We start from the raw sequence: 26,183 nt of genomic DNA on the forward strand, positions 1-26,183 counted from the left end.
ACGCCTTCGTCTATACTCAGGGCATGACGTTGGGCAAGCCGATGCTCTCCGAGCAGGCCTACGAGCACCTGCGGAAGGCGATCATGCACGGCGCCCACGCACCCGGCGATGCCCTGAAACCCCAGGATCTCGCCCGGGAACAGGGGGTGAGCCTGGCGGTCGTGCGGGAGGCGCTCGTGCGCCTGGTCGGCGAGGGGCTCGCCGACCGGCTGCCGAACCGTGGCTTCGCCGTCCCCGCCTTCTCAGATCGCCGCTGGCAGGAGATCGCGGAGGCCCGGCGGACCGTCGAACCGGTTCTGCTGCGCCTGTCCATCGAGCGCGGCGACCTGGAGTGGGAAGCCCGCGTGCGAGCCGCCCATCACCGTCTCGCCGGCACCCCGCCGTTCGACCCCGCGGAAGGCCGGCACTACAGCGACGCCTGGGCCGAAGCGCACCGGATCTTCCACCGCACCCTGCTGGAGGGATGCGGCAACTCGATGCTGCTGGAGACCTTCGACCGGATGTGGACCGCGAGCGAACTCGCCCGCCGCTGGTCGGCCCACCGCAGCCCCGGCCGGGACCACCTCGGTGAACACCGCCGGCTGGAGGAGACCGCACTGGCGCGCGACGCCGACGCCGCGGCCGCGACGCTGGTGCGGCACCTCACCCTGACCGCGGCCGGACTGGTCTGACGCGCTTAAGCCCGCACCGGCTGGTCTTCGCGGTAAGGTCGGCGAACCGGACGACGGAGGTGTCATGGCGCAGGACGAGATCGTGCTCGGCCCGCTCCCGAAGGGGATCACGCTCGCGAACCAGGGAATGCGGAAGAAGACCTGGAACGTGCTCGGCCACACCTACGCCATGAAGGCGGCCAGCGACTCGAGCTTCGCGTTCGAGACCTACGACCCGCCGGGCACCGGGGTCCCGCCGCATGTGCACCCGTTGCAGGACGAGCACATCTACATCCTCGAAGGCGTGTTCACGCTCTACCTCGATGGCGCGTGGGAGACCGCGGGACCCGGCGACACCGTGCGGATGCCGCGCGGGCTGCCGCACGCGTACTACAACCGCGGCGAGGTGCCGACCCGTGGGCTGTTCTGGGTCAGCCCCGCGGGACGGCTCGCGGAACTGTTCGACAAGCTGCACAACCTGACCGACCCGGACGAGGTCGTGCGGCTGTCGGCGCTGTGCGACGTCGAGTTCCTCCCGCCGGGCTCGGTCGAAGGGGCCTGAGCCTCAGCGGTTGACCTGCTCGCGCGAAGCCCCGGTGACTTTCGCGTAACCGGCCACGATCGCCTCCATCTCCGCCGGGTCCATCACGTCCTCGATCCGGGAAAACCCGTCCGGGGCACGGCGTTCCACCTCGTCGATGACGTTCTCCGGGCCACCGACCCGGTTGCGGCGCACGACTTCGCTCGTCACCGGGAGGCGTTCGTCCTGGTACGCCAGCAACGCGTCCGCCGGATCTTCGTGCTGCGTAAGGTGAATGCTGAGGCTCGTCGCGTCCAGGATCGCTTGCCCAGCCCCGTTCGAGCCCATCGGGTACATCGGGTGCGCCGCGTCCCCCAGCAACGTGACGCGCCCCTTCGTCCAGTACGGCAACGGATCGCGGTCGCACATCGGGAACTCGAACACGTCCGCAGTCGCCGCGATCATTGCCGCGTGATCGGTGACGGGGATCCCGAAGCGCGCGGCGAGTTCGGCGAGCCCGGACGGGTCGACCCGGCGCGACCAGTCCTGGCGCTGCGGCGGCGGGTCGCCGGGACGCCCGCTCAGCACGCCGATCGCCCAGTTCGTCAGCCGCGTTTGCGGTGTTTTCCCTTCCGCGATCGGGTACAGCACGAGCTTCGCCGCGGTGCCACCCGCGATGACCATCTGGTGCCCGTCGCCGTAGCGCGGCCAGTCGACCGCGCCGCGCCACATCATGACGCCGTTCCACCGGGGCGCGCCTTCGCCGGGGAACAGCGTGGCGCGCACCGCCGAATGGATCCCGTCGGCCGCTACGAGCGCGTCCGCGCGCACCGGCTCCCCCTCGGCGAACCGGGCCTCGACGCCGTCCGCATCCTGCTCGAACCCGGTGAGCCGGCGCGAGGTGTGCACCGCGTCCTCGCCGAGGCGTTCGCGCACCGCCCGCAGCAGCACGCCCTGCAGGCGGCCGCGGTGCACGCTGAACTGCGGCCACGTGAACCCCGCGGCAAGACCGCACGGCCGCCGCATGATCTCCGGCCCGAGCCGGTGCAGGTAGACCAGCTCGTGGGTCCGGATCGCGACCTCGTCCAGCCGCTCCAGCAGGCCCAGTTCGGTCAGCTCCTTGACCGCGTGCGGCAGCGCGTTGATGCCGACGCCGAGCTCCCGGACGAGATCGCCCTGTTCGTAGATCTCGCAGTCGATCCCCTGATGGTGCAGTCGCAGGGCCGTCGTCAGCCCGCCGATCCCCGCGCCCACGATGATGATCCGCATAGCGGCCTCCAGTGTGGTCCCCAGGACGCCCAGGATGCCCGATCCGCGCGGGGCACACCACCGGTTTGGCCGTTTCGCCGGGAATCGTGGCAGCGGCTACCGGCTCAGCGCACCACCAGGTCCGCGACGACGGGCCGGTGGTCCGAGGCCTGCGTGTCGACCGTGCGGGTGCCGAGCACGCGGACGTCCGGCGAGACGGTGATCAGGTCGATGCGGCTGGTGGGCACGGCGGCCGGATACGTCGCGGGACCGCCCGGCGCCGCGTCGCGCAGCCGAGTCCACAGTGGACCGAGCTCCGGCGCGCCCGCCTCCGCGTTGAAGTCGCCGACGAGCACCTTCGGACCGCGGTCCCGGCCGAGAATCGCGAGCATGTCGATCACCTGGCGCGCGCGGACGTCCGGTTCGGACCGGTAGTCCAGGTGCGTGGCGTAGAAATGCACGAACTCGCCGCGGACCTTGACCGCCACTTCGGGGAAGCCGGGCGCGGGTGCGGGAACCGGATCAGGGTCCTGTGTGGACAGTCGGGTGATTTCGTGGTTCTCCTTGTCCAGCAAGGGGAACCGGCTCAGGATCGCGAGACCGTACTGGCGCCGCGGCGCGCCGTCGGTGAGCGGGTCCAGGTCGTAGATCGGCGCGAAGAACACGTGCATGCCCAGCTTTCCGGCAAGCTCCTGGGCCTCGTCGGCGAAGGCGCTGCGGTCGCCCCAGTGCACGTCGACCTCTTCCAGCCCGATCACATCGGCATGCAGGGAGCGGATCGCGTCCGCGGTGCGGGCGAGGTCGTAGACCGCGTCCTCCCCCGCACCCGCGTGGATGTTGTAGGTCGCGACGGTCAGGTGGGCGGGCGTGGCGTCCGCCGGGACCACCGCGAGCGCGGCGAGCGTGAGGGCGGACAGGACGGAACCGGCGATCCGGGCGGTGTTTCTCACGCCGGTGAAGCTACTGGTGAATCACCACCTTTGCCTGAACAGCGGGAAAACTCGCGAGCCTTCGCGGTTTTCGCCCGGTGTGCCAGCCTTAGCGGGTGCTGCCCAGGATCAGGTACTGCCGCACGCCGGCCGGCCAGGTCGCGTACTCGACGACGGGGACCGGCCCGCCGCTGCTGCTCGATACCGGCTGGGTCACCGATCTTCGCGGGCAACTGGAGCTGTTCTCCTTCGGCGCCTTCGTCGAGCGCCTGGCGGAACGGTTCACCGTGATCCGTTACGACAAGCCGGGCTGCGGGCTGTCCGACCGGGACGGCGCTGACCTCTCGTTCGACCGGCAGGTCGAGGCCGCGCTGGCGGTGGCCGACGCGGTGGGCGCCGACCGCCTCCGCCTGTTCGGGGCGTCGCAAGGTGGTCAGCTGGCCGCCGCGCTGGCGGCCCGGCACCCGGACCGGGTCGAAGCGCTGGTGGTGTACGGAATGTGCGCCAGCGGAAGGGATCTGGCACCCGCCGAGGTGCGGAAGTCGGTCGTGGCGCTGGTGCGGGCGCACTGGGGCCTGGGACTGAAGGCGCTCGCCGGCGCCTTTGTCGCCGACCCGACCGCCGCGGATCTGGCCGGGTTCGCCCGGTTCCAGCGGGCGAGCGCGTCAGCCACGGTGGCCGCCCGCCTGCTGGAGGTCTACTACGACACCGACATCAGGGACCTGCTTCCCGCGGTCGGCGCGCGAACGGCGGTCCTGCATCGCGGCGCGGACCGTGGCACCCCATTCGAGCTGGGCCGGGAGGTCGCCACGCTGATCCCCGGGGCGACGCTGATCCCGCTTCCGGGCGCCGCACACCTCTTCTACCACGGTGACTGGTCCGCGGTCGCGGAGGCGGCGACCGGTTTCCTGGCCGAGCAGGCCGGCACCGGGCTCACGGAGCGCGAGCTGCAGGTGGCCGGCCTGGTCGCCGAGGGGCTGACCAACCAGGCCATCGCGCGGCGGCTGTCGGTCGCACCGCGCACGGCCGAGACGCATGTGGAGAACATCCGGCGGAAGCTGGCGGTCCGCTCGCGGGCCCAGATCGCGGTATGGGTGACCCGGCACCGGCCGCACGCCTAGGCAGTTCCGCCGAGGCCGGCACCAGGTCGGCGGTCGTGGCCAGGGGAAAGGCTTCTTTCCGCAGGTAATTGACTCGATTTCGGCGCCGGGCCGACTGACTTAGCGTCAGGGCATGACGAACACTTTGACCATTCCGTCCGGGTTCAGTGGCCCGGCCGGCATCGGCAACGGCGGCTACACGAGCGGCCGCATCGCCGCGTACCTGGACGGCCCGGTGACGGTCACGCTCCGCCGCCCGCCACCGCTGGACACGCCGATGACCGTCGAACACGACGACGCCAGCTCGGTCCGTCTCCTGCACGACGGAACGCTGATCGCCGAGGCCACCCGGACACCGGACGGCCCGGGGATGGAGCTCCCGGGCACCGTGTCCCTGGCGGAGGCCGACGCGGCGGCCGGATCGGCGAAGTACTTCGCCGATCCGCTCTACCCCAGCTGTTTCGTGTGCGGGCCGAACCGAGCGCCGGGCGACGGGATGCGGATCTTTCCCGGCCCGGTGGGCGAATTGTGGGCGGCACCGTGGACACCGGATCCGTCGGTCGGCGACGCCTTCGGGCGGGTGCTGCCGGAGGCGGTCTGGGCGGCGCTCGACTGCCCCACCGGGATCGCCGCCGCCGAGGCCGCCCAGCTGACCGAGAGCATGCTGCTCGGCCGGATCACCGGCAGCGTCAGCGGGCTGCCCGCGGTCGGAGACCGATGCCGGGTACTCGCCTGGCCGGCCGCGCGGGACGGGCGCAAGCTCACCGCCGGGTCGGCCGTGCTCGGACCCGGCGGCGAAGTGCTGGCCGTGGCCACCGCGCTGTGGCTCACGACGGGGGTCGGCGCATGACCGCCCGGGGCGTGGCGCTGACGCCGATGGAGACCCGCCGCGATGTCGTCGTCCGGGCCGCGGTGCTCGCCGACGAGCTGGGCTACGAGACGTTCGCGGTGCCTGAGGGCTGGGGGTTCGACTCGACCCCGGTGCTGACCGAGATCGCGGTGCGCACCAACAGGATCCGGCTCGTCTCCGGCGTGCTGTCGGTCTGGGGACGCACTCCCGCGACGCTCGCGATGACCGCCGCGACGCTGCACCAGGTCAGCGAAGGGCGTTACGTGCTCGGCCTGGGGGCGAGTACGAAGGCCCTCGCGGAGGGGTTCCACGACGTCCCGTTCTCGCGGCCGGCTGAGCGGCTGCGCGAGGTCGTGACGGCGGTGCGGACGTTGCTGCGGGGTGAGCCCGCCCAGCTCCGCGGCACTCGGTCGGCGCGCCCTTTGCGCCTGGGGCAACCGCCTGTTCCCGAGCTGCCGATCTGGATCGCCGCGCTGGGCCCGCGCACGATGGAGGTGGCCACCGAACTCGGCGACGGCTGGATTCCCGCGCTGGTGGCCCGTGACCGCGTCGCCGGCTCGGCGGCCGAGCTGCGCGGGCGGCGTGAAAGCGCTTTCACGGTGGCGACCGGGCCGATCGCCGTCGCTGCCGAGGACCCCGGCATGGCCCGGGAGATCGCCGCGACCTGCCTCGCGTGGTACCTGAGCGCCATGGGCGACGTCTATGCCCGTTCGCTGGCCGGCCAGGGCTACGCCGACGAAGTCAGCGCTGTCATCGCCGCGAACCCGCGGCCCAGCCCGCGACACGGCACCGTCCCTGCGGCAGCCGACGGCCTCCTCGATCAGCTCGCCGTCCACGGCACGCCGGAACAGATCCAGGCGCAACTCAAACCCTGGGACGACGCCGCCGACATCGTCTCGATCATGCTGCCACCGGGCCTGCCGTGGGACACCGTCGAAGCGACGATCCGGGCCGCGGCGGGCTAGTTACCCGTGTCGAGAGCCGTCGCCATCGCGGCCGCGCCCAGATCGAACGCACGATGCAACAACGCCGGATCCACCGCGAGCCGCGACACCTCCGGCGCACCAGGCGGCACCACCACCTGCGCCAGCGAACCCGCCCCCCTCAGCCGCTCGTCGTCGGCGCGGCGGCGTTCCGGCCGGGCGCGCCAGGCGGCGAGGGCAGCGGGCGCGGTGCGGCGCAGAAAGGCCGTCACCGCAAGGTTTTCCACCCGCGGCGGTGGCCCGGCCCGCTCGTCGGCCCGCCGCGAGCGCAGCACCAGCACGTGTGTGCAGCCGTCCCGCAACGCGGTGTGGAACGGGATCGGCTCGGTCAACCCGCCGTCGAGCAGCCGCCGGCCGCCGAGCCGGACGAGAGGTCCGGCGAGCAGCGGCAGCCCGGCCGAACCGCGCAGCGCCAGCTTGAGCGACTCGGCGCCGGACAGGTCCCGGGCCAGGTCCGTGACCTCGCCCGTGTCGGCGTCAGTGGCGATCGGGTGCAACCGGACAGGACTCGCCAGCACGCCGTCGAAGTCCAGCCCCGCCCACCGCTGGTACACCTCGTTCATCAGGAACTCCAGGTCCACCACCGGTTTCCGGCGCAGCGCGGCCCGCGGCCGGATGACATTCGGCAGCACATCCGGATGCCACCAGAACGACGCGCCGTGCTCGGCCTTGCCGGACAGCAGCCACGCGCCGGTGATCGCGCCCATCGACGAGCCGTACACGTCGTCGAACAGCTGCGTGAACCCGCGCCGCTCCAGTTCGACGGCCATCCCGCTCGAATAGGTCCCCCGGCTGCCGCCGCCCTCGATCGCCAGCCCCAGCCGGTACGGATCGTCGCGCGCCCCCGGCACGCTGCCACCCTCCGCCCGCGCGCGCACCAGCTCCAGCACCGAAACGCTCACCAGCCGAGGTTATCCCGATCATCGCTAGTCTCGGGGCATGGACCTGCGTGAGTTGCTCGCCGCGACCGCGGCATCCGTCGCCGGCTACCGGGAACGGGCCGCCGAAGGCCCGGTTTTTCCCGAGACGAGCCCGGAATCCGTACGGGACGCGCTCGGCGCGCTGCCGGACGGGCCGACACCCGCGGCCGAGGTCGTCGACGTGCTGACGAAGGCCGCCGAACCGGGGCTGGTCGCCACCACGGGCCCGCGCTACTTCGGTTTCGTCATCGGCGGCGCGCTCGACTCGGCGACCGCGGCCGACCTGCTGACCACCGGCTGGGACCAGAACGGCTTCAACGCGATCAGCTCCCCCGCCGCCGCGGCCGTCGAGGACACCGCCGCCGCCTGGCTGAAGGACCTGCTCGGGTTGCCGGCCACCGCCTCGGCCGGGTTCGTGACCGGCGGGCAGGCCGCCAACACCGTGTGTCTCGCCGCCGCCCGCCAGCATGTGCTGGCACGTGCGGGCTGGGATGTCGAGCGTGACGGTCTCGCCGGCGCGCCGCGGATCCGGGTGCTCGCGGGCGCCGACCGGCACGCGACCATCGACCGCGCGCTGCGGCTGCTGGGCCTGGGCACCGGCGCGGTCGTGCCCGTGCGCACCGATGCCCAGGGCCGCACCGACATCGGCGAGCTCACCCGGCTGCTGTCCGAAGTGGACGGTCCGCGGATCGTGTGCCTGCAGGCGGGCGACGTCAACACCGGCGCGTTCGACGACTTCCCCGCCGCGATCGGCGCGGCGCACGCACACGGCGCGTGGGTGCACGTCGACGGCGCGGTCGGGCTGTGGGCGGCCGCGAGCCCGGGCCTGCGCCATCTCGTGGCGGGCGCCGAGGCCGCCGACTCGTGGTCCACCGACGGCCACAAATGGCTCAATGTGCCCTACGACAGCGGGTACGCGTTCTGCGCCCACCCGGACGCGCACGCCGCGGCGACCGCCCTCACCGCCGCGTACCTGATCGGGCAGGACGGGTTCCGCGCGCCGAGCGCGTTCGCGCTGGAGTCCTCGCGGCGCGCCCGCGGCTTCGCGACCTGGGCGGCGCTGCGGGAACTCGGCCGCTCCGGGCTCGCGGACCTGGTTGACCGGTGCTGCGCGCTGGCCCGCCGGTTCGCCACCCGGCTGGAGGACGGCGGCGTGACGATCGGCAACGACGTGGTGCTCAACCAGGTCCTCGCCGCGTTCGGCGACGACGAGCGGACCCGGCGGGTGCTGGCCGCGGTGCAGCGGTCCGGGGTGTGCTGGATGGGCGGCACGACCTGGCACGGCCGCGAGTACATGCGGATCTCGGTCTCCAGCTGGCGCACCACGGAAACCGACATCGACCGCTCCGCCGACGCGGTGCTCGCGGCGTTCCGGGCCTGCTGATGTGCTCCTAGCGCGCGGCCCCCACCTCGCGGACGGCGTCGCCGATGACCCGGGCGAGCAAACCGGGGTCGTCGTGGTTGATGTGGTGGCTGGAGTGCCGAGCCCAGATGTGTGTCGCATTCGTCGACATCGTCAGGAACTCGGCTTGCAGCTCGCACCACACGGGGTACCAGTTCTCGCGCCGGACCGGGCCGGCGGTAACCACGGTGACCGGCATATCGCCGAGGTCACGGGCTTCGTCGCGCAGAGCCTCCCGGCCCGTGAGCACGCCTGTGAACTCTTGGACGACCGCACGCCGGTTGCGAGAACTCAGGTGAGTCGCGAGGTGTGCGTCGACCAGATCGGCGGGCACCTCGGTCTCCGCATCGCGGCGCAGATCGGGCGCCAGGCCAAGGGCAAGCTTCAGCCGCTTCCAGCCCAGGACACGCAGGCACCAGCCGGCGGCACGCATCGCCAGTTCGATATCGCCGATGCTGGGGTCGACCTCGTGCAGCCGCTTGTTCTGGTCCTCATGGCTGGAGTCGACAAGGATGAGCCGGGCGACCCGATCACGATGGCGCGCCGCGTACAGCCGCGCGATGAGGCCGCCGACGGAATGGCCGGCCAGCACCACGGGGCCATCGATCCCGAGCGCGTGGACCAGCACGTCGACCTCATCGGCCATCGCGCTGATGGTGCGGGGCCACGGTCCCGGATCGCTCCAGCCGATCCCGGCCCGATCGACCACGATGGTCGTCGCGTCCGTGACGTCAGCGAGGCAACGCTGGACGCGAACCCATTCATCGGCGGGCGTGCTCAGCGCGGGCACGACGATCACCACCGGTTTCCCCGTACCGGACCGGAAAACATGCAGCCGGCGGCCACCGACGTCGACCAGCTCGCCTGGTGGCGGGAACCGGCGGGTGTCGCGCCGTTCCGCCAGCCGCTGGTAGATGGCGCTGGCCGCGGCCAATCCCACCGGAACCGCTGACAACGCGGCGAGGGCACGGCGGCTGGTCGATGTCATGTCGAGTCCCTTCCTCGGTGCGGTTGGGCACCACGAAGGAATGGTCATGGCTCACTTCGACGTTGGGAATCCACCATCGGTGGCGTTCCACCCGAACTCACTGCTCGATGAGGCGCAGCCATTCCCGTGGTGGGACGGTTCGCCAGTCGAACACGAACGGCGTGCCGTCGGCGAGCGCGGGTAGCCGGTGCTGGGCGAGATACGTGAGCACCGGCGAGCAGCGGACGGCGTCGGCGACCACGGTGTAGCTCAACGCAGGCCCGGGCACGCTCGTCCACCGGCGCACGAGCAGCGAAGTGATCTGCTGGACGGTCACCTCCCCGGTCACCCACCGGCCCAGCAGCAGGTGCTCCCCCGGCCCGAGCGGTGCGTGTTCCCGCGCCCACTCGGACGCCGCCCGCGCCACCGGGTCGTCGGGCACCCCGACCGTTTCGGCGGTCAGCCGCGGCAGCACTGCCACGCAGTCGATCCCGCCGTCGCGGCGCCGCAGCACGGTGAACGCGTCCGGCTGCGCCCGCCACCACTGTTCGGCCAGCCGCGCAGCCAGCGTGCCGGCCTCCTGGTCGATCAGCTTGAGCACGGCCCGCTCGTCCGCCGGTGTCGCCGGTTCGGCCCGGGTGTCCGGGATCGCCTCCCACGGCAGGCGCCCGCGATACCGGCTCAGGTAAAGGAAATCGAGCACCTCGCGGTCACCGGGGTCCTCCAGCAGCCGCGCCGCGACAAACCGGTAGACCCGCCGGTAGGCAAGCTCCGGCAGGTCCGCGGCGAGCGCCGCGCGCGCGACCGGATGCGGCACCAGGCCGTCCCCGCTGGTCTGCACGAACGACAGCCCGCGCAGCCATTCGAACAGCTCCTCGACGTTCGGCGGCAGCTCGGAAAGGCCGTGCCGCACCAGATCCCGCGTGGTCACCCGCGCGCACGCGAGCACCCCGAGCGCCTCGCGATGCCGGTCCGAGGGCACCTCGTCCCTCAGCTGCCGGGTCAGCGACGCGATGACGTCGGGACCGATCCGCCACTGCGGGGCGGCCCGCACCGCGAGCACGTCGGCGACGAGCCCGAGCGCGAGCGGATGGCCGCCGGTGAACGCCAGCACGTCGGGGATCTCGGGGATTCCCCGCTGCCACAACAGGTCCGCCGCCTCGGACCGCGGCAGCGCGCGCACCGGCATCGTGCGCAGCGACGTCGACCGGTCGGCCAGCCATTCCGGTGCGGGCGCCTCGCGGCCGGCGACGACCAGGATCGCGCGTTCCGGCGCGCTCAGCAGGAACGTCTCGCGCAGCCACGTCTCCAGCGAGCCGATCAGCTCGGCGGTGTCCAGCACGAGCAACCGCACCCCGACGGGCCACTCGGACGACCCGAGCGCGCCGCGGAACCCTTGCGGCGTCGGGGTGAACGTGCGGGCGTCGAGCAGCACGCACGACTCGCCGTCGGCGATCGCGTCCTCGGCGATCCGTTGCAGCAGCGTGGTCTTCCCGATCCCGCCGGACCCGTGCAGCCACAGCACCTGGAACGGCGGCTCCTGCGCCCGCCGCGCCGCCCGCAGGAACGCCAGCTCCTCGGCGCGCCCGGCGAACGCGCGGTTGCGGGCGGCCTGCAACCGGTCGGACAGCCGGGCGCCCCGCGGTTTCGGGTCGGCCAGCCGCGCGGCCAGCTCCTTCGCCCGATCGGTGCCCAGTTCCTCATACAGGGCAACGGCTTCGGCCCGGTGCTCGCGGGCACCGTCGCGATCACCTGTGTGGTCCAGCAGCGCCGCCAGCTCGGACAGCGCCTGCGCCCGGTCCCACCGGTTCGTCGCACCGGTGAACTCCGCGACGGCGAACCGCAGCGGCTCGAGCGCCATGTAGTAGCGCGCGGCCCGGCGCCACGCCATGCCCTCATGCAGCGCCGCCTCGGCTTCCTGCAGCGGCAACGGGATCGTGGCGAACAGCTCCCGCGCGGCCCCGAACGTCGTGGCCGCGCGCAGCCAGTCCTCCAGGGTCTCCAGTGCCTGCCCGATCAGCTGGATGGTGAACGACTTGAGCATCCGGTAGGAGTCGGGATGGGCCTCGTCGCGGTAGAACTCGGCGTCCACCAGCACCGCCCGGTGCACGGCCAGCCCCTCGTCGGCCCGGCCGATGGCGCCCAGGATTTCCCCCAGCGCGTTCCGGATCGTGCACTGCCCCAGCCAGAACCCGAGCTCACCGGACATCGCGACCGAGCGGCGGATGTGGTCGAGCGCCTCCTCGGGCCGCCCGAGCCGCATCAAGACCGCGCCGAGATAACCCAGCGCCCAGGTCTCTTCGCGGCGGTCACCGATCCGGGTCGCGAGCGCGAGCGCCTCGTCGAGCAGCGCGCGGCCGCCCTCGTAGTCGCCGAGGCAGTAATACCGCGCCCAGCCGACGGCGTTGAGCATCGCCGCCTCCTCGTGCCGGCAGCCCAGCGCGCGGGCCGCGGCGACGCCGAACTCGAAGACCTCGTCCCACGGCCGCTGCTGGACGCGGCTGTCGGAGTACCAGTGCATCGCCATGGCCAGGTCGAGCACTTCGCGGTGGCGCCCGGCGCGGGCGGCGGTGCCCTGGGCGGCCAGCCAGTTGCGGGCCTCGGCGTCGAGCCAGGCGCCGGCCTCCTCGCGGGTGGCGAAATGGCCGCCGGTGGCGCCGGCCGGGGCGTCCGGGAAGAACAGCCGGCCGGCTTCGGTGGCCATCGCGAGCAGATGGTCGACGACCACCTTCTCCTGCCAGTCGCCGCGGTCCTCCTCCGCCTTGAGCTGTTCCCTCGCGTAGATCCGGATCAGGTCGTGGTAGGCGTAGCGGCCCGGAACGGCCGTGGCCTGCAGGATGTTGACATCGACCAGCTCGTCCAGGTACCGCCGCACCTCGGCCTCGCCGAGCCCGGTCGCCACGGCCGCGAGCGCGACCCCGAAGTCGGGGCCGGGCGCCACGGCGGCGCGGCGGAACACCAGCCGCGCCTCCGGGCGCAGCCGCCGGTGGGAGATTTCGAACGCGGGCCGCACCCGCAGGTCCCCGGCCGAGAGGGCGGCGAGCCGGGTGCGCTCGTCGCGCAGCTGGCTCACCAGGTGCGTCAGCGACCAGTCGGGCCTGCTCGCCAGCCGGTTCCCGGCGATGCGCACCGCCAGCGGCAGGTTCCCGCACAGCTCGACGAGTTCGGCGGCGGCGGCCGGTTCGGCGGCGGTGCGTTCGGCGCCGATGATCGACGCGACGAGGGCCAGCGCGTCACCGGGCGCGAGCGAGGTGAGTCGCACGATCCGGGCGGCGTCCAGCCCGGTGAGCGCGCGCCGGCAGGTGATCACCGTGAGACAGCCCGGCACGCCCCCGAGCAGCGGCCGCACCTGGTCTTCGTCGGCGGCGTTGTCCAGCATGATCAGCAGGCGCCGCCCGGCGAGCAGCGCGCGGTAGAGCCCGGCCTGCTCCTCGACGGTCTTCGGGATCCGGGCTGCCGGCACGGTGAGCGTGCGCAGCAGCGCGTCGAGCGCGGCGCGCGGGGTGAGCGGCTGGTCGTCCATCCCGCGCAGGTCGACCGAGAGGAACCCGTGCGGGAAATGCGGGCTCAGCGCGTGCGCGGCCGCCCGCACCAGCGCGGTCTTGCCGACCCCGGGATGCCCGACCACCGACACCACGGCGCCGTCCGGCGCGTCCGCCGCGGCCTCGGCAGCTTCCCGCAGCAGCGCGAGCTCACCGGTGCGCCCGACCAGGTCCGCGACCGCCGCCGGCAGGGTGCCGATCACCTGTCCCGGTTCGCGACGGCGGCGGCCTTCCCTTGCGGCGGCGAGGAAAGCCGTCCGGTCCGGCCCGTCCAGGCCGAGCGCGTCGGCCAGGACCTCGGTGGACCGGCGCTGTGCCGTGCGGGTCCGGCCGCGTTCGAGATTGGACAGGGTGCGCACGCTGATCCCGGCGGCCTCGGCGAGCTCGCTCTGGGTCAGCGTGGCGGCACGCCGGTGCCGCCGCAGCAGCTCCCCGAACGTGGTGCCCGCCTGGTCTCCGCTCCCGTTCACTGCGGACCATTAAACCGGCACCCGGGGCCCTGCCCACGGCGGCACGGCGTGCGCCGGACCCCTCAGCTGACGAGGGCGGGACCCAGCGGCGGGAACGGCCGCTTCGCGCCCATCGCGGTCAGCGCGACGTTCACAAAAGCGCAAAAACCGAGCAGCGAGAACACCAGGATCACGTACCCGGCCGCCTTCAGGATGTTGACGTCACCGGTGCGCGCCCCGGTCGCGGCGAGCGCGAGTGCCACCACGACGAGCCCGACGACCGCCGGGTAGATCGCGGGCAGCCGCAGGGTCGGTATCAGCAGGAACAGGAACAGGGCGCCCCAGGCGATGAAGAACAGTTGCTGGGTGGCCGATACGTCCGCGGCGGCGACGCCGTACCAGTTGTGGCCGAGCCCGACCAGCAGCGCGCCGAGGCTGAGCCAGAACCCGGCGAACGTGCCGGTGATGCCGGCGACCATGGTCTGGGCGAGCAGCGCCGCCCAGATGGTCACGACCGTCAGGAACAGGCCGGTGCCGAACACGACGATCGGCACGACGGCACCGAGCGCGGTCGCCGGCACGAACCCGATCAGCGCCATCCCGAGCGCCAGGGAGCCGACGGCGAAGATCGGCAGCCCGATGATGAGCGGATCCCCGCCCGCGCCGACCACGATGCCGGTGGGTCCGGTCCGCTCGACCATGGAGCGCACCTCGCTCGCGGTGGGGGTTTGGGTGGCCTCGTTGCTCTGCAGTTGTGACATGGCGATCCACCTTCGACTGGGCAGTCCCTATCGGATCGATTAGAGACCTGCCTGCTCGCGGCGCGCGTCTCAATCTGAGACAGCGCGCCTGTCGATCCGACGGGGCCGGATTCGTGTAGGCAGTGACAAGCGGAACCGCCCACGGAGGAGCATCCGATGACCAAGTACCTGCTCAGCGTCTACCAGCCCGCCGGTGCGGGGCGCCCCGCGCCGGAAGTACTCGACGGCATCATGAAGAACGTCACCGCCTGGCGGGACGAGCTGCGGGAGGCCGGCGCCTGGGTCTTCAGCGGTGGCCTGCACGCCCCGGACACGGCGACCGGGCTGCGCCCGCACGACGGCGACGTGCTGATGACCGACGGCCCGTTCGTCGAAGGCAAGGAGTACATCGGCGGGCTCACCATCATCGACGTCCCCGACCTCGACGCGGCGCTGGACTGGGGCCGCCGCGGCGCGCTCGCCACCACCCTGCCCGTCGAGGTCCGCCCCTTCGTCGACGAGCCGTGAAGATCATGGTGAAAGTGGCTTGCGTGGCGGTGCGGGTAGCGGCCGTTCCCAGCAGCCCACCACCTTCAACAGAGTGCCGGCTGACGGCGCAGCGCAAGCGGCTCCGCCACTTAGGAAGTGCGCTCTACCAATGAAATCCGAGATCGAGCGGATCTTCCGTGCGGAGTACGGCCGCGCGGTCGCCGTCCTGGTCCGCGTCTTCGGCGACATCGACCTCGCCGAGGAGGCGGTCCAGGACGCGTTCGCCGCGGCCCTGAAGCACTGGCCGGCGGCCGGGCTCCCGCCGAGCCCGGCCGGCTGGATCATCACCACCGCCCGCAACCGCACCATCGACCGGCTGCGGCGCGAGTCCTCCCGCGAGGACCGGCACGCCGAGGCCGCGCTGCTGCACGCGGACAGCCCGGCCGAGGAGGGACCCGTGCGGGACGAACGGCTGCGCCTCATCTTCACCTGCTGCCATCCGGCGCTCGCCCCGGCCGCCCGGGTCGCGCTCACCCTGCGGCTGCTCGGCGGGCTCACCACCGCCGAGATCGCCCGCGCCTTCCTCGTGCCGGAAACCACGATGGCGCAACGGATCGTGCGCGCCAAGGCCAAGATCCGGGACGCCCGCATCCCCTACCGCGTGCCGCGCGACGCCGACCTGCCCGACCGGCTGCGCGCGGTGCTCGCGGTCGTCTACCTGATCTTCACCGAGGGCCACACCGCCAGCTCGGGCGACCGGCTGGTGCGCGACGAGCTGTGCGCGGAGGCGGTGCGGCTGGGCCGGGTGCTCGCCGAGCTGATGCCCGACGAGCCCGAGGTGCTGGGCCTGCTCGCGCTGATGCTGCTCACCGAGTCCCGGCGCGGCGCCCGGACCGGACCGGGCGGGGAGCTGATCCCGTTGGCGGCACAGGATCGCGCACGGTGGGACCGCGAGCTGATCGCGGAAGGGCAGTCCCTCGTCCGCCGCTGCCTGCGGCGCGGACAGCCCGGGCCGTACCAGCTCCAGGCCGCGATCAACGCCGTGCACAGCGACGCCCCCACCGCCGCGGACACCGGCTGGGGCCAGATCGTCCAGCTCTACGACCAGTTGCTGGCCGTCAGCCCGACACCGGTCACGGCCCTGAACCGGGCGGTCGCGGTCGCGGAGGTCGAGGGGCCGGCTGTCGCGCTGCGTCTCGTCGACGACCTGGACCTCGCGAACTACCACCTGTTCCACGCGATCCGCGCCGATCTGTTGCGGCGCCTCGGCCGCGACGCGGAAGCCGTCGAGGCGTACGAGGCCGCGATCGCCCGGACCGAGAACGCCGCCGAGCGGACCTTCCTGCGACGCCAGGCCGACCGCGGCCGGTAGCCGGTCATGGTGAACGTCATCAGCAGGTCCGCCGCGACGCCCAGCGCCCACACGATCCACGGCACGATGCCGAGCCCGATCGGTCCGGTTCCAGGTGCCCGACGGCCGCCGCCATGATCACCGGCCAAGCATCAGGGCCGCCCGCAGTCGGTGCGGTCAATATCGGGATGGCTGAGCCACTCATCCACTACGCTGGGCGGCGTGTCCGATCCGCTCCGCCCGGTCACCCGGCCGCGCCTGTACGAGCAGGTGGTGACACAGCTGCGCGAGTACGCCGACGCGGCGGGCCTCCGGTCCGGCGACCGGCTGCCGTCCGAGCGGGATCTCGCCGACCGGCTGCGGATCAGCCGCGCCTCGCTGAAGCAGGCCATCGTGGTGCTCGAAGTGCAGGGCCTGGTGGAGATCCGGCACGGCGGCGGTACGTATCTGCGCACCGACAGCCTGCACCCGGAGCCGGTGGAGAAGCTCGTCGAACGGCGGCGGCGCCTGCCCGACGTGCTCGACGCGCGCGAGGCGATCGAGACCAAACTCGCGGAGCTGGCCGCGACCCGGCGGACCGAGGCCGATCTCGACGCGATCGACGCGGCGCTCGCCGTGATGCGCGCCGAGATCGAGGGCGGGACGTTGGGTGAGGAAGGGGACCGCCGGTTCCACGCCGCGGTGACCGCCGCCGCGCACAGCGAGCTGCTCGCGGACTTCATGGGCAGGATCGCCGGCCAGATCGCCGAAACGCGGCGCGAGTCGCTGCACCAGCCCGGCCGGCCGCCGCGGTCGCTCGCCCAGCACACCGCCATCGCCGAGGCGATCCGCGCGGGCCACCCGGCCGCCGCGGCCGAGGCGATGCGGACCCATCTGGAGACCGTCCGCCGGGTGCGGCTGCTGAGCTGGAACCCGGACGAGGCATGACCGGAGGCACCGCACGCAGCGAGCGCGACCTCCGGGAGCGCCGCGAGGAGGACCGACCGGGTGCGGGGTGTCCCGCATGACACAGCGCCGTCTCGACGCCACCCCGGACACCACCGTCGACGTGTTCAGCCGCGACACCCCGGTGGCGCTCACCGTCGATCCCGGCGACACCGTCGTCGTGTCCTCTTTGGACGCACACGGCTCGCTCGAGCGGCAGCGCGTGCCCGGTGAGGACGTGCCGAAGATGTTCGAACCACGCCGCGGCCACTGTCTCACCGGGCCGATCGAGGTCCGCGGCGCCGAGCCCGGCGACGTCCTCGCGGTGCGGTTGAGGTCGATCCGGCCGGGCGAGTGGGGCTGGACGGTCGCCGCGGCGAAGGACAACTGGCTGTCCCGGCGCCTCGGCGTCGCGGACGGCCCGCCGGCCTGGCTGCTGTGGGAACTCGACGGCGAGACGGGCACGAACCAGCTGGGGCACAAGGTTTCCCTCGCCCCGTTCCTCGGCGTCATCGGCCTGCCGCCCGCGGAACCCGGCGCGCACTCGACGATCCCGCCACGCGCGGCCGGTGGCGGCAACATCGACTGCCGCGAGCTGGTCGCCGGGTCGACGCTGTACCTGCCGGTCACCGTGCCGGGCGCGCGTCTCCTGCTCGGCGACGGCCACGCCGCCCAGGGCGACGGGGAGGTCAGCGGCACCGCGATCGAATGCCCGATGACCACCGAGGCCGTGCTCGACGTGCTGCCCTCCGCGCCGGTACCGGGGATTCACGCGGAAACCCCGCGCGGGCGGGTCACGTTCGGCTTCTCGGCGGATCTCAACGAGGCCACCGGCGACGCCCTCGCCGCGATGGTGAGCTGGCTGCAGGTGCTGCACGACCTCGACCGCCCGACCGCGCTGGCGCTCGCGAGCCCGTCGGTGGACCTGCGGGTCACCCAGATCGCGAACGGCACCTGGGGGGTACACGCCGTACTCCCGCGCGACGCGATCCGCTGAAGCCTGCTAATAAGGAGGCGTGCGGGTCGGCCGGTGGGGATGTCTGGTGCTCGTCCTCGTCGTGATCGCGGGTGGCGTGACGTGGGGCTGGCTCGCGTCGCGCAAACCGCCGCCGCCGACCTGCTCGTTCGCCGACTACAGCATGGATCCCGACCAGGCACAGGCCGCAGCGACGATCGCCGCGGTCGGGGCCCGGCTCGGCGTGCCGGATCACGCCGTGACGGTCGCCCTCGCGACGGCCATGCAGGAGTCGAAGCTGCGCAACCTGACCGGCGGCGACCGGGACTCGGCGGGGCTGTTCCAGCAGCGCCCGAGCCAGGGCTGGGGGACGTATGAGCAGGTCACGAACCCGGTCTACGCGGCGACGGCGTTCTACCAGCGGCTCGAGCAGCAGAAGAACTGGACGGAGCTGACCGTCACGCAGGCCGCGCAGCTGGTGCAGCGCTCCGCGGCGCCCGACGCGTATGCCCAGTGGGAGCCCGAGGCCCGCGCGCTCGCGGGCGCGCTGACGGGCCAGGCCCCGGGCACGTTCACCTGCCGCGATCTGGTGCTCGGCAACGCGACCCCGGCGGCCCTGATCGCGGCCGCGAACGCCGAGCTGGGCACCGCGGTGTTCACCGGCTCGCACGGCCCGGCGGAGGGCTGGGCGCGGGCGACCTGGCTGGTCGCGAACGCCACCCGCTTCGCTGTCGACCGGGTCACCTTCGACGGCCAGACCTGGACCGCGTCCGGCGGCGCGTGGTCGGCCACCGCCCCCGCCGACGGCCGCCTCACCCTGCACCAGGCCGCCCCGTCGTCCTGAACGTCGAACTCGCCGTCCTGAACGTACGACTCGCGGGTCCTGAGCGTCGGACTCGCCGGCACACCCCGCGAGTCCGACGCTCGCGACGGTGAGTCCGACGGTCGGTCAGCCGGTGATGGGGCGGTGGCGGGAGGTGGGGGTCGTCGTGTCCGTGGGGGTGTCCGTGGGGCAGTCGCCCAGTTGCGGGAAGCAGGTCGGCGGCGGGCTGTTCGTGTGCCGCGGGCGGCTCCACGGAGGCGTGAACGTGTCGGTCGGCGGCGTCGTCTCCGTCGGGCTGTCCGAGGTCGGCTCCGACGAGCTCGTCGGCGGCGGGGCGGTCGTCGTCGGGGTCGTCAGGTCCGGCGCGTCCGGGAACTGCATCGCCGTCTTCCCGTGCAGGTACGTCTCCATGTACGACTGCCAGATGTAGCCCGGTTCCTCGCGCCCGTACACGTCGTAACCGTGCGCCTTGCCCTTGCCGTTGTGGTAGTTCCCGTAGATCGGCGCCGGCTGCTTCTTGTTGCCGAACCAGACCGCGGTCACCACCTGCGGCGTGAACCCGACCATCCACGCCTCCGAGTTGTGCCCGGTGTCCTTGAACTGCGCGGTGCCCGTCTTCGCCGCGACCGGCCGCGAATCCGCCAGCCCGTCACCCGAGGACGAAGCCACCGACGTCATCGACTGTGTCACGATCGACGAGATCGCCGAGTTCGTCGTCGGATCCGAGGAGAACGCCGGTTTCGGCGTGGTCGTGAAGCCGTACACCGGCTGCCCGCTGTCGTCGGTCACACGCGCCACCATGTGCAACGGCACGTACTGCCCGTTCGCCGCGAAGGTCGCATATCCCTGCGCCTGGTCGATCGGCCGCACCCCGTACTGCCCGATCGAGATGCCCAGCTCCGTCGTCCCGGTACCGGTCCCATCGGCCTTGTCGTTCTGCAGCGAGTCGTACGTCGCGCCGAGCGAGGTCGTGATCTGCTTGGGAATCCCGGCATCCCACGCCGCCTGCCGCACGTTCGACACGCCGACGTCCGCGCCCATCCGGTAGAACACCGTGTTCACCGACTGGGTCATCGCGTCCTTGACGTTGATCTGCGGCGCGCCCTCGCCGTCGGAGTTGTGCACCAGCTGGCCGGCGATGGTCTGGTTGTCGCTGCCGTCGTAGACGGTGTTCAGCCCGATCTTGTCCGGCTGCGCCCGCACCCCGGCCGCCAGCACGTACGGTTTGAACGACGAACCGGGCTGCTGCGGCGTCGTCGCGAGGTCGTACGACGTCGAACCGTCGCCGCCGTAGTAGGCGAGGATCTCGCCGGTCTGCGGGTTCGCCGACACCAGCGCGCTGCCCTCGTCGGGATATTCCTTGTCCGCGTCCATGATCTTGGTGACCGCCTGCTCGGCGGCGGCCTGCGCGTCCGGCTTGACGGTGAGGTAGATCTTCGCGCCCTTCGCGGTCAGCGACTGCTCCGAATAGCCCGCCGCCGCCAGCTCCGCGAACGTCTCGGACACGATGTACTGCCGGTCCGCGAGCCCCGACCCGCCGTTCTTCGCCGTGGTCGGCACCGGCGTCGGGAACTGCGCCGAGGCCACCTCGGCCGGCGTGATCCAGTGGTTCGCCAGCATCCGCCCCATCACGTAGGTGTAGCGGCGTTGCTGGTACGCCGGGTTGTCCGACTGGCCCGGCAGCTGGACCAGGCCCGCGAGCAGCGCCGCCTGCTCGTTGGTCAGCTGCGACACGTCCTCGTTGTAGTAGGCCTTCGCCGCCGCGCCGATCCCGTACGCGCCGCGTCCGAAGTAGACGATGTTCAGGTACGCGGTCAGGATGTCTTCCTTGGTGTAGGTCCGGGTCATCTTGTACGACTGGACCACCTCGGTGAACTTCCGCGACAGCGTCGGATCGTCGTTGCCGGTCGCCTGCTTGACGTACTCCTGCCCGATGGTCGAGCCGCCGCCGGTGCCGCCGGTGAGGCGGTTCCACACCGTGCGCAGGATCGCCTTGATGTCGAAGCCCGAGTTCGTCATGAACGTCTCGTCCTCGGCCGCGATCTGCGCGTTCTTCATCGACTGCGGGATCTGGTCCCACGTCACGACCGTGTGGCTGCTCTCCGTGGACTTCGTGTACAGCGTCGAACCGTCGGCGTAGTACAGCGTGACCGGCTGGTTCAGGCTCGCCGCGAGCGCGTTCGGGTCCGGCACGTCCACCATGAAGTACGCGACGACGAACGTCGCCACCGGGACGAACATGCCGAGCCCCAGCACGACGTACAGGGTCCGGCGCACCCGGCGCCAGAGCTTCTGGCGCCGGTGCGCCTCGGGCCACCGCGTCGCGCGGGGTGGCACGTGTCGATAGGCACCGCCGTAGTCCACGAGTCGACCTCCGCACTGTCACACGCGGCTGCCGGCGAAGTGGTTCGGCCGCACGCTGAAATTTCCGTCCGTCACTGTAATGGGCGGCGGAACACAGTGTGCCTACGGTGGTGTCAGTTCCGTGAAAGGAGGCCGTGCGGGTCGAGCACGTACTTGCGGGCGGCGCCCTCGTCGAACTCGTGGTACCCGCGCGGTGCCTCGGCGAGCGGGATCGGCGTCGCGTTGACGGCCTTCGCGATCTGCACCCTGTCGTGCAGGATCGCCATCATCAGCCGCCGGTGGTACTTCATCACCGGGCACTGACCGGTGGTGAAGGCGTGCGATTTCGCCCAGCCCAGGCCGATCCGGACCGACAGCGAACCCTCGCGCGCCGCCGCGTCCGCCGCACCCGGGTCGCCTGTGACATACAGGCCGGGGATGCCCAGCGCGCCGCCGGCCCGGGTGATGTCCATCAGCGAATTGAGTACGGTGGCCGGTTTTTCCGTTTGCGCGTCCCGGCCGTGGCCGCGGGCCTCGAACCCGACCGCGTCCACCCCGCAGTCCACCTCGGGGGTGTGCAGGATCTCGGCGATCTGGTCCTTCGGGTCGCCCAGTGACACGTCCACGGTCTCGCAGCCGAACGAACGGGCCTGGGCGAGCCGGCCCTGGTTGAGGTCGCCGACGATGACCACCGCCGCGCCCAGCAGCTGCGCCGAGGCGGCGGCCGCGAGCCCGACCGGTCCCGCGCCCGCGATGTACACCGTCGAACCGACCGTGACACCGGCGGTCACGCAGCCGTGGAACCCCGTCGGGAAGATGTCCGACAGCATCGTCAGGTCGAGGATCTTCTCCATCGCCTGGTCCTTGTCGGGGAACTTCAGCACGTTCCAGTCCGCGTACGGGACCAGCACGTAGTCCGCCTGCCCGCCGACCCAGCCGCCCATGTCCACGTACCCGTAGGCCGAGCCCGGCCGGTCCGGGTTGACGTTCAGGCAGATGCCGGTCTTGCCTTCCTTGCAGTTGCGGCACCGCCCGCACGCGATGTTGAACGGCACCGACACCAGGTCGCCCTTGTGTACGAACTCCACGTCCCGGCCCGTCTCCACCACCTCGCCGGTGATCTCGTGCCCCAGCACCAGACCCTGCGGGGCGGTCGTGCGCCCCCGCACCATGTGCTGGTCGCTGCCGCAGATGTTCGTCGCCACGCTCTTGAGGATCACACCGTGGGGGACTTCCCGCCCCACGTTCGCCTTGTTCACGCCGGGCCCGTCGTGCAGGACGAAGGTCGGATAGTCGATCTCCTGAACCTCGACGGTGCCCTTGCCGACGTACGCAACGGCCTTGTTGCCCGTCATCGTGCACCTCGTTTCGTCATCGAACGGATGTCCGACCACGGTATCGCCATCCGCGAAGGCCCGCAGTCCCTCCATTGTGGACACAAGGAGAAGTGGCCGGAAAAAATCTTGGCAGCCGTGTCGATTCCGGCCGGGTCCGGTTCGACGTACTGGCAAAGGAACCCGCTGGGAAGGAAATCGTCATGACTCAGACCACCATCGCCCCCGTCACCCGCAAGGTCACCGCCGGCAAGCCCGTCGAGTACGCGCTGACCGCGCTACGGCTGGTGTCCGGCTTCCTGTTCGCGTGCCACGGCGCGCAGGGTCTCGGCGCCTTCGGTGGCGTCGACGGCCAGGGCACCGCGGTCCCGTTCGGGATGTGGCCCGGCTGGTGGGCCAGCGTCATCGAACTGGTCGCCGGCGCGCTGATCTGCGTCGGCCTCGGCACCAGGGCCGCCGCGCTGGTGTCGTCCGGCGTGATGGCGTACGCGTATTTCAGCGTGCACCAGCCGGTCGGCCTGCTGCCGCTGCAGAACATGGGCGAGCCGGCCGCACTCTATGCGTGGATCTTCCTGCTGATCGCGGCCGCCGGCCCGGGCCGGCTCGCGCTGTCCCACCTCGTCAACCGGAAGACGTCCCGCTCGGGGAGTTGAGGCACCTGTGATCGCCCCGGCCGGGGGTGGCCTCCGCCGGCCGGGGCGGCTCGCGCGGTTGCCACAATCGCGGTATGACTCCCGAAGAGCTGCTGACCACCACCCGGACCGTTCGCAAGCGCCTCGACCTGACCCGCCCCGTGCCTCGTGAACTCGTCGAGAAGGCGCTGACGTGGGCGCTGCAGGCGCCGAGCGCGTCTAACCGCCAGTCCTGGCGCTGGATCGTGGTGACCGACGCCGGGCAGCGGGCGCGGCTCGCGGAGCTGTACCGGCGTTCGTTCGAGCCTTACCGCGCGACGAAGGTCAGCCCGGAGGAGCAGTACGCGGGCGATCACGCGCGGATCGCCGTGCAGCACCGGGTCGTCGACAGCTCGGACTACCTGTCCGAGCACATGGCCGAGGTGCCGGTGCTGGTGATCCCCGCGATCGTGGTGCCCGGCGGCGAGCCGGCGGCCGGCAGCCAGGCCGGGCTGTGGGGGTCGATCCTGCCGGCCGCATGGAGCTACACCTGGCGCACGAGAAGGAAGCCGCCGAAGTCCTCGGCCTACCGGACGACGTACGGCAGGGCGCGCTCATCCCGACGGCTTACTACACAGGCGAAACCTTCAAACCCGCCGCGCGGCAGCCGCTTTCCGAGGTGCTGCACTACGACCGCTGGTAGCGACCCGCCGGACAGTCCATTATGGATGATTGTTGCTCCTTGGCCGGAATATGCTGAGGCGCAAGAACTTCTGTCCGTCCACACCGGGGTCAACCCTGATATTCCCCTGATTCCCGCCGCCGTACCGGTTTTCCCCCATCGGCGTGGGTTAGCTTCCCCGCGACAGGGGAAAGTCCACACAGGGCACAGGGGAGCCGAAATGAACGGCGTGGGACAGCTCGCCAAACTACCGGCGGGCCGGATCATGAAGTGGGTCGTGCTGGTGGTGTGGGTCGGCGCACTCGTCGCCCTCGCACCGCTGGGCAACAAGCTCGGCGACGTCGAGGACAACCAGGCCTCGTCGTGGCTGCCGAGCAGTGCGGAGGCCACCGAGGTCCTGCAGATCACCCAGCAGTTCCGCAGCAGCAACGAAGTCCCGGCCATCGTGCTCTACGACAAGGCCGGCGGGCTGAGCCAGAACGACTTCGCGGCCATCACGGATCAGGCGAAGCAACTCGCCGGAGTCACCGGGGTCAGTGGCCAGGTCGCCGGGCCGATCCGGTCGGCCGACGGTCAGGCCGCCCAGGTGGTGATCCCGCTCGACCTCGGTACGGACGGCTGGAACAAGCTCCCCGGCATCATCGACCAGATCCACACCGTCACCGCGGCCGGCCCGGCCGGGGTCAGCGCCCATGTCACCGGCCCGGCGGGCACGGCGGCGGACAACGCCAAGGCGTTCGACGGGATCGACGGCACCCTGCTGTTCGCGGCGCTCGGCGTGGTCATCGTGATGCTGCTGCTCACCTACCGCAGCCCGGTGCTGTGGGTGCTGCCCGTGCTCTCCACCGGCACCGCGCTACTGGTCAGCCAGGGCGTGATCTACCTGTTCGCCAAGTACGCCGGGCTCACCGTGAACGGGCAGAGCGCCGGCATCCTGACGGTCCTGGTGTTCGGCGCCGGCACGGACTACGCGCTGCTGCTGGTGGCACGACATCGCGAGGAACTGCGCCGGCACGCCGACCGGCACGAGGCCATGTCGTTCGCGCTGCACCGCGCCGGGCCGGCGATCTGGGCCAGCGGCGCGACGGTCATCGCGGGCATGCTGTGCCTGCTGTTCGCCGACCTGAACTCGACCGCCGGGCTCGGGCCGGTCGCGGCCATCGGGATCGGCGTCGCGCTGCTCGCCATGGTGACGTTGCTGCCCGCGTTGCTGGCGATCTTCGGCCGCTGGGTGTTCTGGCCGGTGCGCCCGACGTTCGGCTCGGCGGACCACACCGCGACCGGTGTCTGGGCCCGCGTCGGCACCCGGATCTCGCGCCGGCCGCGGCTGACCTGGGCGATCACCGCGCTGCTGCTGGGTGTGCTCGCTCTGGGCACGCTGAACCTGAAGGCGGACGGGCTCACCAACGCCGGGTCGTTCACGAACACACCGGATTCCGTTGTGGGCGAACAGGTGCTGGAGCAGCACTTCGCCGCCGGGGCGGGCCAGCCGATCCAGGTGGTGGCCGACGCCGGGAGCGCTCAGGACGTGCGCGCGGCGTTCGCGGGCACGCCCGGGGTGATGTCGGTCAGCGAGCCGGTGACGCATGGCCAGTACACGTATCTCGAAGGCACGACGCAGGCCGCGCCGGACAGCGAAGCCGGTATCGCGACGCTGGAACGGGTGCGCGACGCGGTGCACGCGGTGCCCGGCGCGCACGCGCTCGCGGGCGGCGCGTCCGCGCTGACGCACGACGTGGCGGTGGCCAACAGGCACGACCGCGACCTGATCATCCCGATCGTGCTGGTCGTGGTGTTCGCGATCCTCGCCTTGCTGCTGCGGGCGCTGCTCGCACCGGTGATGCTGATCGCCACGGTGGTGCTGTCGTTCCTGGCGACGCTGGGCATCAGCGGGTTCTTCTTCGACCACGTCTTCCATTTCCAGGGAGCGGACGCGTCGTTCCCGCTGTTCGTGTTCGTGTTCCTGGTGGCGCTCGGGGTCGACTACAACATCTTCCTGATGACCCGGATCCACGAGGAGGCGAAACAGCACGGCACCCGGCGGGGCGCCCTGATCGGACTGTCCGCGACGGGCGGTGTGATCACGTCGGCGGGCCTGGTGCTGGCGGGCACGTTCGCGGTGCTCGGCACGCTGCCGCTGACCTTCCTGGCGGAACTGGGTTTCGCGGTCGCCCTCGGCGTCCTGATCGACACGATCATCGTCCGCGGCATCCTGGTGACCTCCCTGACCCTCGACATCGGACGGTTCCTGTGGTGGCCGCACCCGTTGATGCGCAAGCGGGACACCGCGCCCGCGGAGCGTCAGCAGGAGGTGTCGACCCTGCGGCGCTGATTTCCCTTTACGAAATCGTGCTCTTGCGCCCGGGGCGGG

General features: G+C 71.8%; 21 protein-coding genes and 1 pseudogene. 14 read left to right on the top strand and 8 right to left on the bottom strand.

Going from position 1 to position 26,183, the window contains the following annotated elements:
* Positions 1 to 41: 41 nt before the first annotated feature.
* Both LOZ83_RS21400 and LOZ83_RS21405 read left to right on the top strand, forming a co-directional pair.
* On the top strand, positions 42 to 671 hold the full coding sequence (locus tag LOZ83_RS21400; RefSeq protein WP_236793517.1) for a GntR family transcriptional regulator: 630 nt from the start codon (positions 42 to 44) through the stop codon (positions 669 to 671).
* A gap of 64 nt (positions 672 to 735) precedes the next feature.
* Positions 736 to 1,212 (top strand): cupin domain-containing protein, encoded by a 477-nt coding sequence (locus LOZ83_RS21405; RefSeq protein ID WP_236792802.1) that lies wholly within the window; start codon positions 736 to 738, stop codon positions 1,210 to 1,212.
* A gap of 3 nt (positions 1,213 to 1,215) precedes the next feature.
* Here the strand turns inward: LOZ83_RS21405 and LOZ83_RS21410 are convergent, their stop codons facing one another.
* Positions 1,216 to 2,439, bottom strand: coding sequence for a flavin-dependent oxidoreductase (locus tag LOZ83_RS21410; protein ID WP_236792803.1), 1,224 nt, complete (start codon positions 2,437 to 2,439; stop codon positions 1,216 to 1,218).
* Between the two features lie 104 nt (positions 2,440 to 2,543).
* Positions 2,544 to 3,368: an endonuclease/exonuclease/phosphatase family protein gene (locus LOZ83_RS21415; RefSeq protein ID WP_236792805.1), complete on the bottom strand. Its 825-nt coding sequence runs from the start codon at positions 3,366 to 3,368 to the stop codon at positions 2,544 to 2,546.
* Between the two features lie 95 nt (positions 3,369 to 3,463).
* Here LOZ83_RS21415 and LOZ83_RS21420 point away from each other — a divergent pair, with 95 nt between their 5' ends.
* From LOZ83_RS21420 to LOZ83_RS21430, 3 genes are all read left to right on the top strand, one after another.
* A complete protein-coding gene (locus LOZ83_RS21420; RefSeq protein ID WP_236792807.1) occupies positions 3,464 to 4,468 on the top strand; it encodes an alpha/beta fold hydrolase in 1,005 nt (334 codons plus the stop codon).
* A 112-nt stretch (positions 4,469 to 4,580) separates the two neighbouring features.
* Positions 4,581 to 5,297 carry a hypothetical protein gene (locus LOZ83_RS21425; RefSeq protein ID WP_236792809.1) on the top strand — a complete coding sequence of 239 codons (717 nt, stop codon included), beginning with the start codon at positions 4,581 to 4,583 and terminating at the stop codon, positions 5,295 to 5,297.
* Positions 5,294 to 6,262: an LLM class flavin-dependent oxidoreductase gene (locus LOZ83_RS21430; protein ID WP_236792811.1), complete on the top strand. Its 969-nt coding sequence runs from the start codon at positions 5,294 to 5,296 to the stop codon at positions 6,260 to 6,262. Before LOZ83_RS21425 ends, LOZ83_RS21430 begins: the two co-directional genes overlap by 4 nt.
* Here LOZ83_RS21430 and LOZ83_RS21435 read toward each other — a convergent pair.
* Entirely contained in the window at positions 6,259 to 7,182 is a 924-nt protein-coding gene (locus tag LOZ83_RS21435; RefSeq protein ID WP_236792813.1) for a patatin family protein, read from the bottom strand. The two genes, LOZ83_RS21430 and LOZ83_RS21435, sit on opposite strands and share 4 nt — an antisense overlap.
* Positions 7,183 to 7,219: 37 nt before the next feature.
* Here LOZ83_RS21435 and LOZ83_RS21440 point away from each other — a divergent pair, with 37 nt between their 5' ends.
* Complete coding sequence (locus LOZ83_RS21440; protein ID WP_236792815.1) at positions 7,220 to 8,584, top strand: aminotransferase class V-fold PLP-dependent enzyme; 1,365 nt, start codon at positions 7,220 to 7,222, stop codon at positions 8,582 to 8,584.
* Positions 8,585 to 8,591: 7 nt separating this feature from the next.
* Here the strand turns inward: LOZ83_RS21440 and LOZ83_RS21445 are convergent, their stop codons facing one another.
* The 3 genes from LOZ83_RS21445 to LOZ83_RS21455 all read right to left on the bottom strand — a co-directional run bounded on the left by LOZ83_RS21445 (position 8,592) and on the right by LOZ83_RS21455 (position 14,321).
* Positions 8,592 to 9,590, bottom strand: coding sequence for an alpha/beta fold hydrolase (locus tag LOZ83_RS21445; protein WP_236792816.1), 999 nt, complete (start codon positions 9,588 to 9,590; stop codon positions 8,592 to 8,594).
* Between the two features lie 97 nt (positions 9,591 to 9,687).
* The gene (locus LOZ83_RS21450) at positions 9,688 to 13,581 is read right to left on the bottom strand and encodes an NB-ARC domain-containing protein (protein WP_236792817.1); all 3,894 of its coding nucleotides are present in this window, start codon (positions 13,579 to 13,581) and stop codon (positions 9,688 to 9,690) included.
* A gap of 62 nt (positions 13,582 to 13,643) precedes the next feature.
* Entirely contained in the window at positions 13,644 to 14,321 is a 678-nt protein-coding gene (locus tag LOZ83_RS21455; protein WP_236792818.1) for a GPR1/FUN34/YaaH family transporter, read from the bottom strand.
* A 156-nt stretch (positions 14,322 to 14,477) separates the two neighbouring features.
* On the opposite strand from LOZ83_RS21455, the gene LOZ83_RS21460 reads away from it, so the two are divergent.
* The 5 genes from LOZ83_RS21460 to LOZ83_RS21480 all read left to right on the top strand — a co-directional run bounded on the left by LOZ83_RS21460 (position 14,478) and on the right by LOZ83_RS21480 (position 18,863).
* The gene (locus LOZ83_RS21460; RefSeq protein ID WP_236792819.1) at positions 14,478 to 14,828 is read left to right on the top strand and encodes a YciI family protein; all 351 of its coding nucleotides are present in this window, start codon (positions 14,478 to 14,480) and stop codon (positions 14,826 to 14,828) included.
* 130 nt (positions 14,829 to 14,958) lie between these two features.
* Entirely contained in the window at positions 14,959 to 16,161 is a 1,203-nt protein-coding gene (locus LOZ83_RS21465; protein WP_236792820.1) for an RNA polymerase sigma factor, read from the top strand.
* Positions 16,162 to 16,362: 201 nt separating this feature from the next.
* The gene (locus tag LOZ83_RS21470; RefSeq protein ID WP_236792821.1) at positions 16,363 to 17,067 is read left to right on the top strand and encodes a FadR/GntR family transcriptional regulator; all 705 of its coding nucleotides are present in this window, start codon (positions 16,363 to 16,365) and stop codon (positions 17,065 to 17,067) included.
* 76 nt (positions 17,068 to 17,143) lie between these two features.
* Positions 17,144 to 18,061, top strand: a complete 918-nt coding sequence (locus tag LOZ83_RS21475; protein ID WP_236792822.1) for an acetamidase/formamidase family protein — start codon at positions 17,144 to 17,146, stop codon at positions 18,059 to 18,061.
* 19 nt (positions 18,062 to 18,080) lie between these two features.
* On the top strand, positions 18,081 to 18,863 hold the full coding sequence (locus LOZ83_RS21480) for a hypothetical protein (protein ID WP_236792824.1): 783 nt from the start codon (positions 18,081 to 18,083) through the stop codon (positions 18,861 to 18,863).
* Positions 18,864 to 18,968: 105 nt separating this feature from the next.
* Here the strand turns inward: LOZ83_RS21480 and LOZ83_RS21485 are convergent, their stop codons facing one another.
* Together LOZ83_RS21485 and fdhA are read right to left on the bottom strand one after the other, a co-directional pair.
* The gene (locus LOZ83_RS21485; RefSeq protein WP_236792826.1) at positions 18,969 to 21,206 is read right to left on the bottom strand and encodes a transglycosylase domain-containing protein; all 2,238 of its coding nucleotides are present in this window, start codon (positions 21,204 to 21,206) and stop codon (positions 18,969 to 18,971) included.
* A gap of 113 nt (positions 21,207 to 21,319) precedes the next feature.
* Positions 21,320 to 22,540, bottom strand: coding sequence for a formaldehyde dehydrogenase, glutathione-independent (gene fdhA / locus LOZ83_RS21490; protein WP_236792828.1), 1,221 nt, complete (start codon positions 22,538 to 22,540; stop codon positions 21,320 to 21,322).
* Positions 22,541 to 22,722: 182 nt separating this feature from the next.
* Between fdhA and LOZ83_RS21495 the strand changes: the two genes are divergently transcribed.
* The 3 genes and pseudogenes from LOZ83_RS21495 (at position 22,723) to LOZ83_RS21505 (ending at position 26,144) form a co-directional block, all read left to right on the top strand.
* Positions 22,723 to 23,172 carry a DoxX family protein gene (locus tag LOZ83_RS21495; RefSeq protein ID WP_236792830.1) on the top strand — a complete coding sequence of 150 codons (450 nt, stop codon included), beginning with the start codon at positions 22,723 to 22,725 and terminating at the stop codon, positions 23,170 to 23,172.
* 74 nt (positions 23,173 to 23,246) lie between these two features.
* A pseudogene (locus LOZ83_RS21500) lies at positions 23,247 to 23,833 on the top strand (nitroreductase family protein).
* Between the two features lie 25 nt (positions 23,834 to 23,858).
* On the top strand, positions 23,859 to 26,144 hold the full coding sequence (locus LOZ83_RS21505) for an MMPL family transporter (RefSeq protein ID WP_374202683.1): 2,286 nt from the start codon (positions 23,859 to 23,861) through the stop codon (positions 26,142 to 26,144).
* The last annotated feature ends 39 nt before the right edge of the window (positions 26,145 to 26,183 follow it).

The organism is Amycolatopsis sp. GM8 (genome assembly GCF_021653975.1).
Taxonomy (GTDB): Bacteria; Actinomycetota; Actinomycetes; order Mycobacteriales; family Pseudonocardiaceae; genus Amycolatopsis_E.

What these genes read in the sequence shown, in the direction of transcription:
- LOZ83_RS21400 (WP_236793517.1), top strand. Translation starts at nt 42, where the DNA reads ATGCTCTCCGAGCAGGCCTACGAGCACCTGCGGAAGGCGATCATGCAC.
- LOZ83_RS21405 (WP_236792802.1), top strand. Translation starts at nt 736, where the DNA reads ATGGCGCAGGACGAGATCGTGCTCGGCCCGCTCCCGAAGGGGATCACG.
- LOZ83_RS21410 (WP_236792803.1), bottom strand. Translation starts at nt 2,439, where the DNA reads ATGCGGATCATCATCGTGGGCGCGGGGATCGGCGGGCTGACGACGGCC.
- LOZ83_RS21425 (WP_236792809.1), top strand. Translation starts at nt 4,581, where the DNA reads ATGACGAACACTTTGACCATTCCGTCCGGGTTCAGTGGCCCGGCCGGC.
- LOZ83_RS21430 (WP_236792811.1), top strand. Translation starts at nt 5,294, where the DNA reads ATGACCGCCCGGGGCGTGGCGCTGACGCCGATGGAGACCCGCCGCGAT.
- LOZ83_RS21440 (WP_236792815.1), top strand. Translation starts at nt 7,220, where the DNA reads ATGGACCTGCGTGAGTTGCTCGCCGCGACCGCGGCATCCGTCGCCGGC.
- LOZ83_RS21445 (WP_236792816.1), bottom strand. Translation starts at nt 9,590, where the DNA reads ATGACATCGACCAGCCGCCGTGCCCTCGCCGCGTTGTCAGCGGTTCCG.
- LOZ83_RS21455 (WP_236792818.1), bottom strand. Translation starts at nt 14,321, where the DNA reads ATGTCACAACTGCAGAGCAACGAGGCCACCCAAACCCCCACCGCGAGC.
- LOZ83_RS21460 (WP_236792819.1), top strand. Translation starts at nt 14,478, where the DNA reads ATGACCAAGTACCTGCTCAGCGTCTACCAGCCCGCCGGTGCGGGGCGC.
- LOZ83_RS21465 (WP_236792820.1), top strand. Translation starts at nt 14,959, where the DNA reads ATGAAATCCGAGATCGAGCGGATCTTCCGTGCGGAGTACGGCCGCGCG.
- LOZ83_RS21475 (WP_236792822.1), top strand. Translation starts at nt 17,144, where the DNA reads ATGACACAGCGCCGTCTCGACGCCACCCCGGACACCACCGTCGACGTG.
- fdhA (WP_236792828.1), bottom strand. Translation starts at nt 22,540, where the DNA reads ATGACGGGCAACAAGGCCGTTGCGTACGTCGGCAAGGGCACCGTCGAG.
- LOZ83_RS21495 (WP_236792830.1), top strand. Translation starts at nt 22,723, where the DNA reads ATGACTCAGACCACCATCGCCCCCGTCACCCGCAAGGTCACCGCCGGC.
- LOZ83_RS21505 (WP_374202683.1), top strand. Translation starts at nt 23,859, where the DNA reads ATGATTGTTGCTCCTTGGCCGGAATATGCTGAGGCGCAAGAACTTCTG.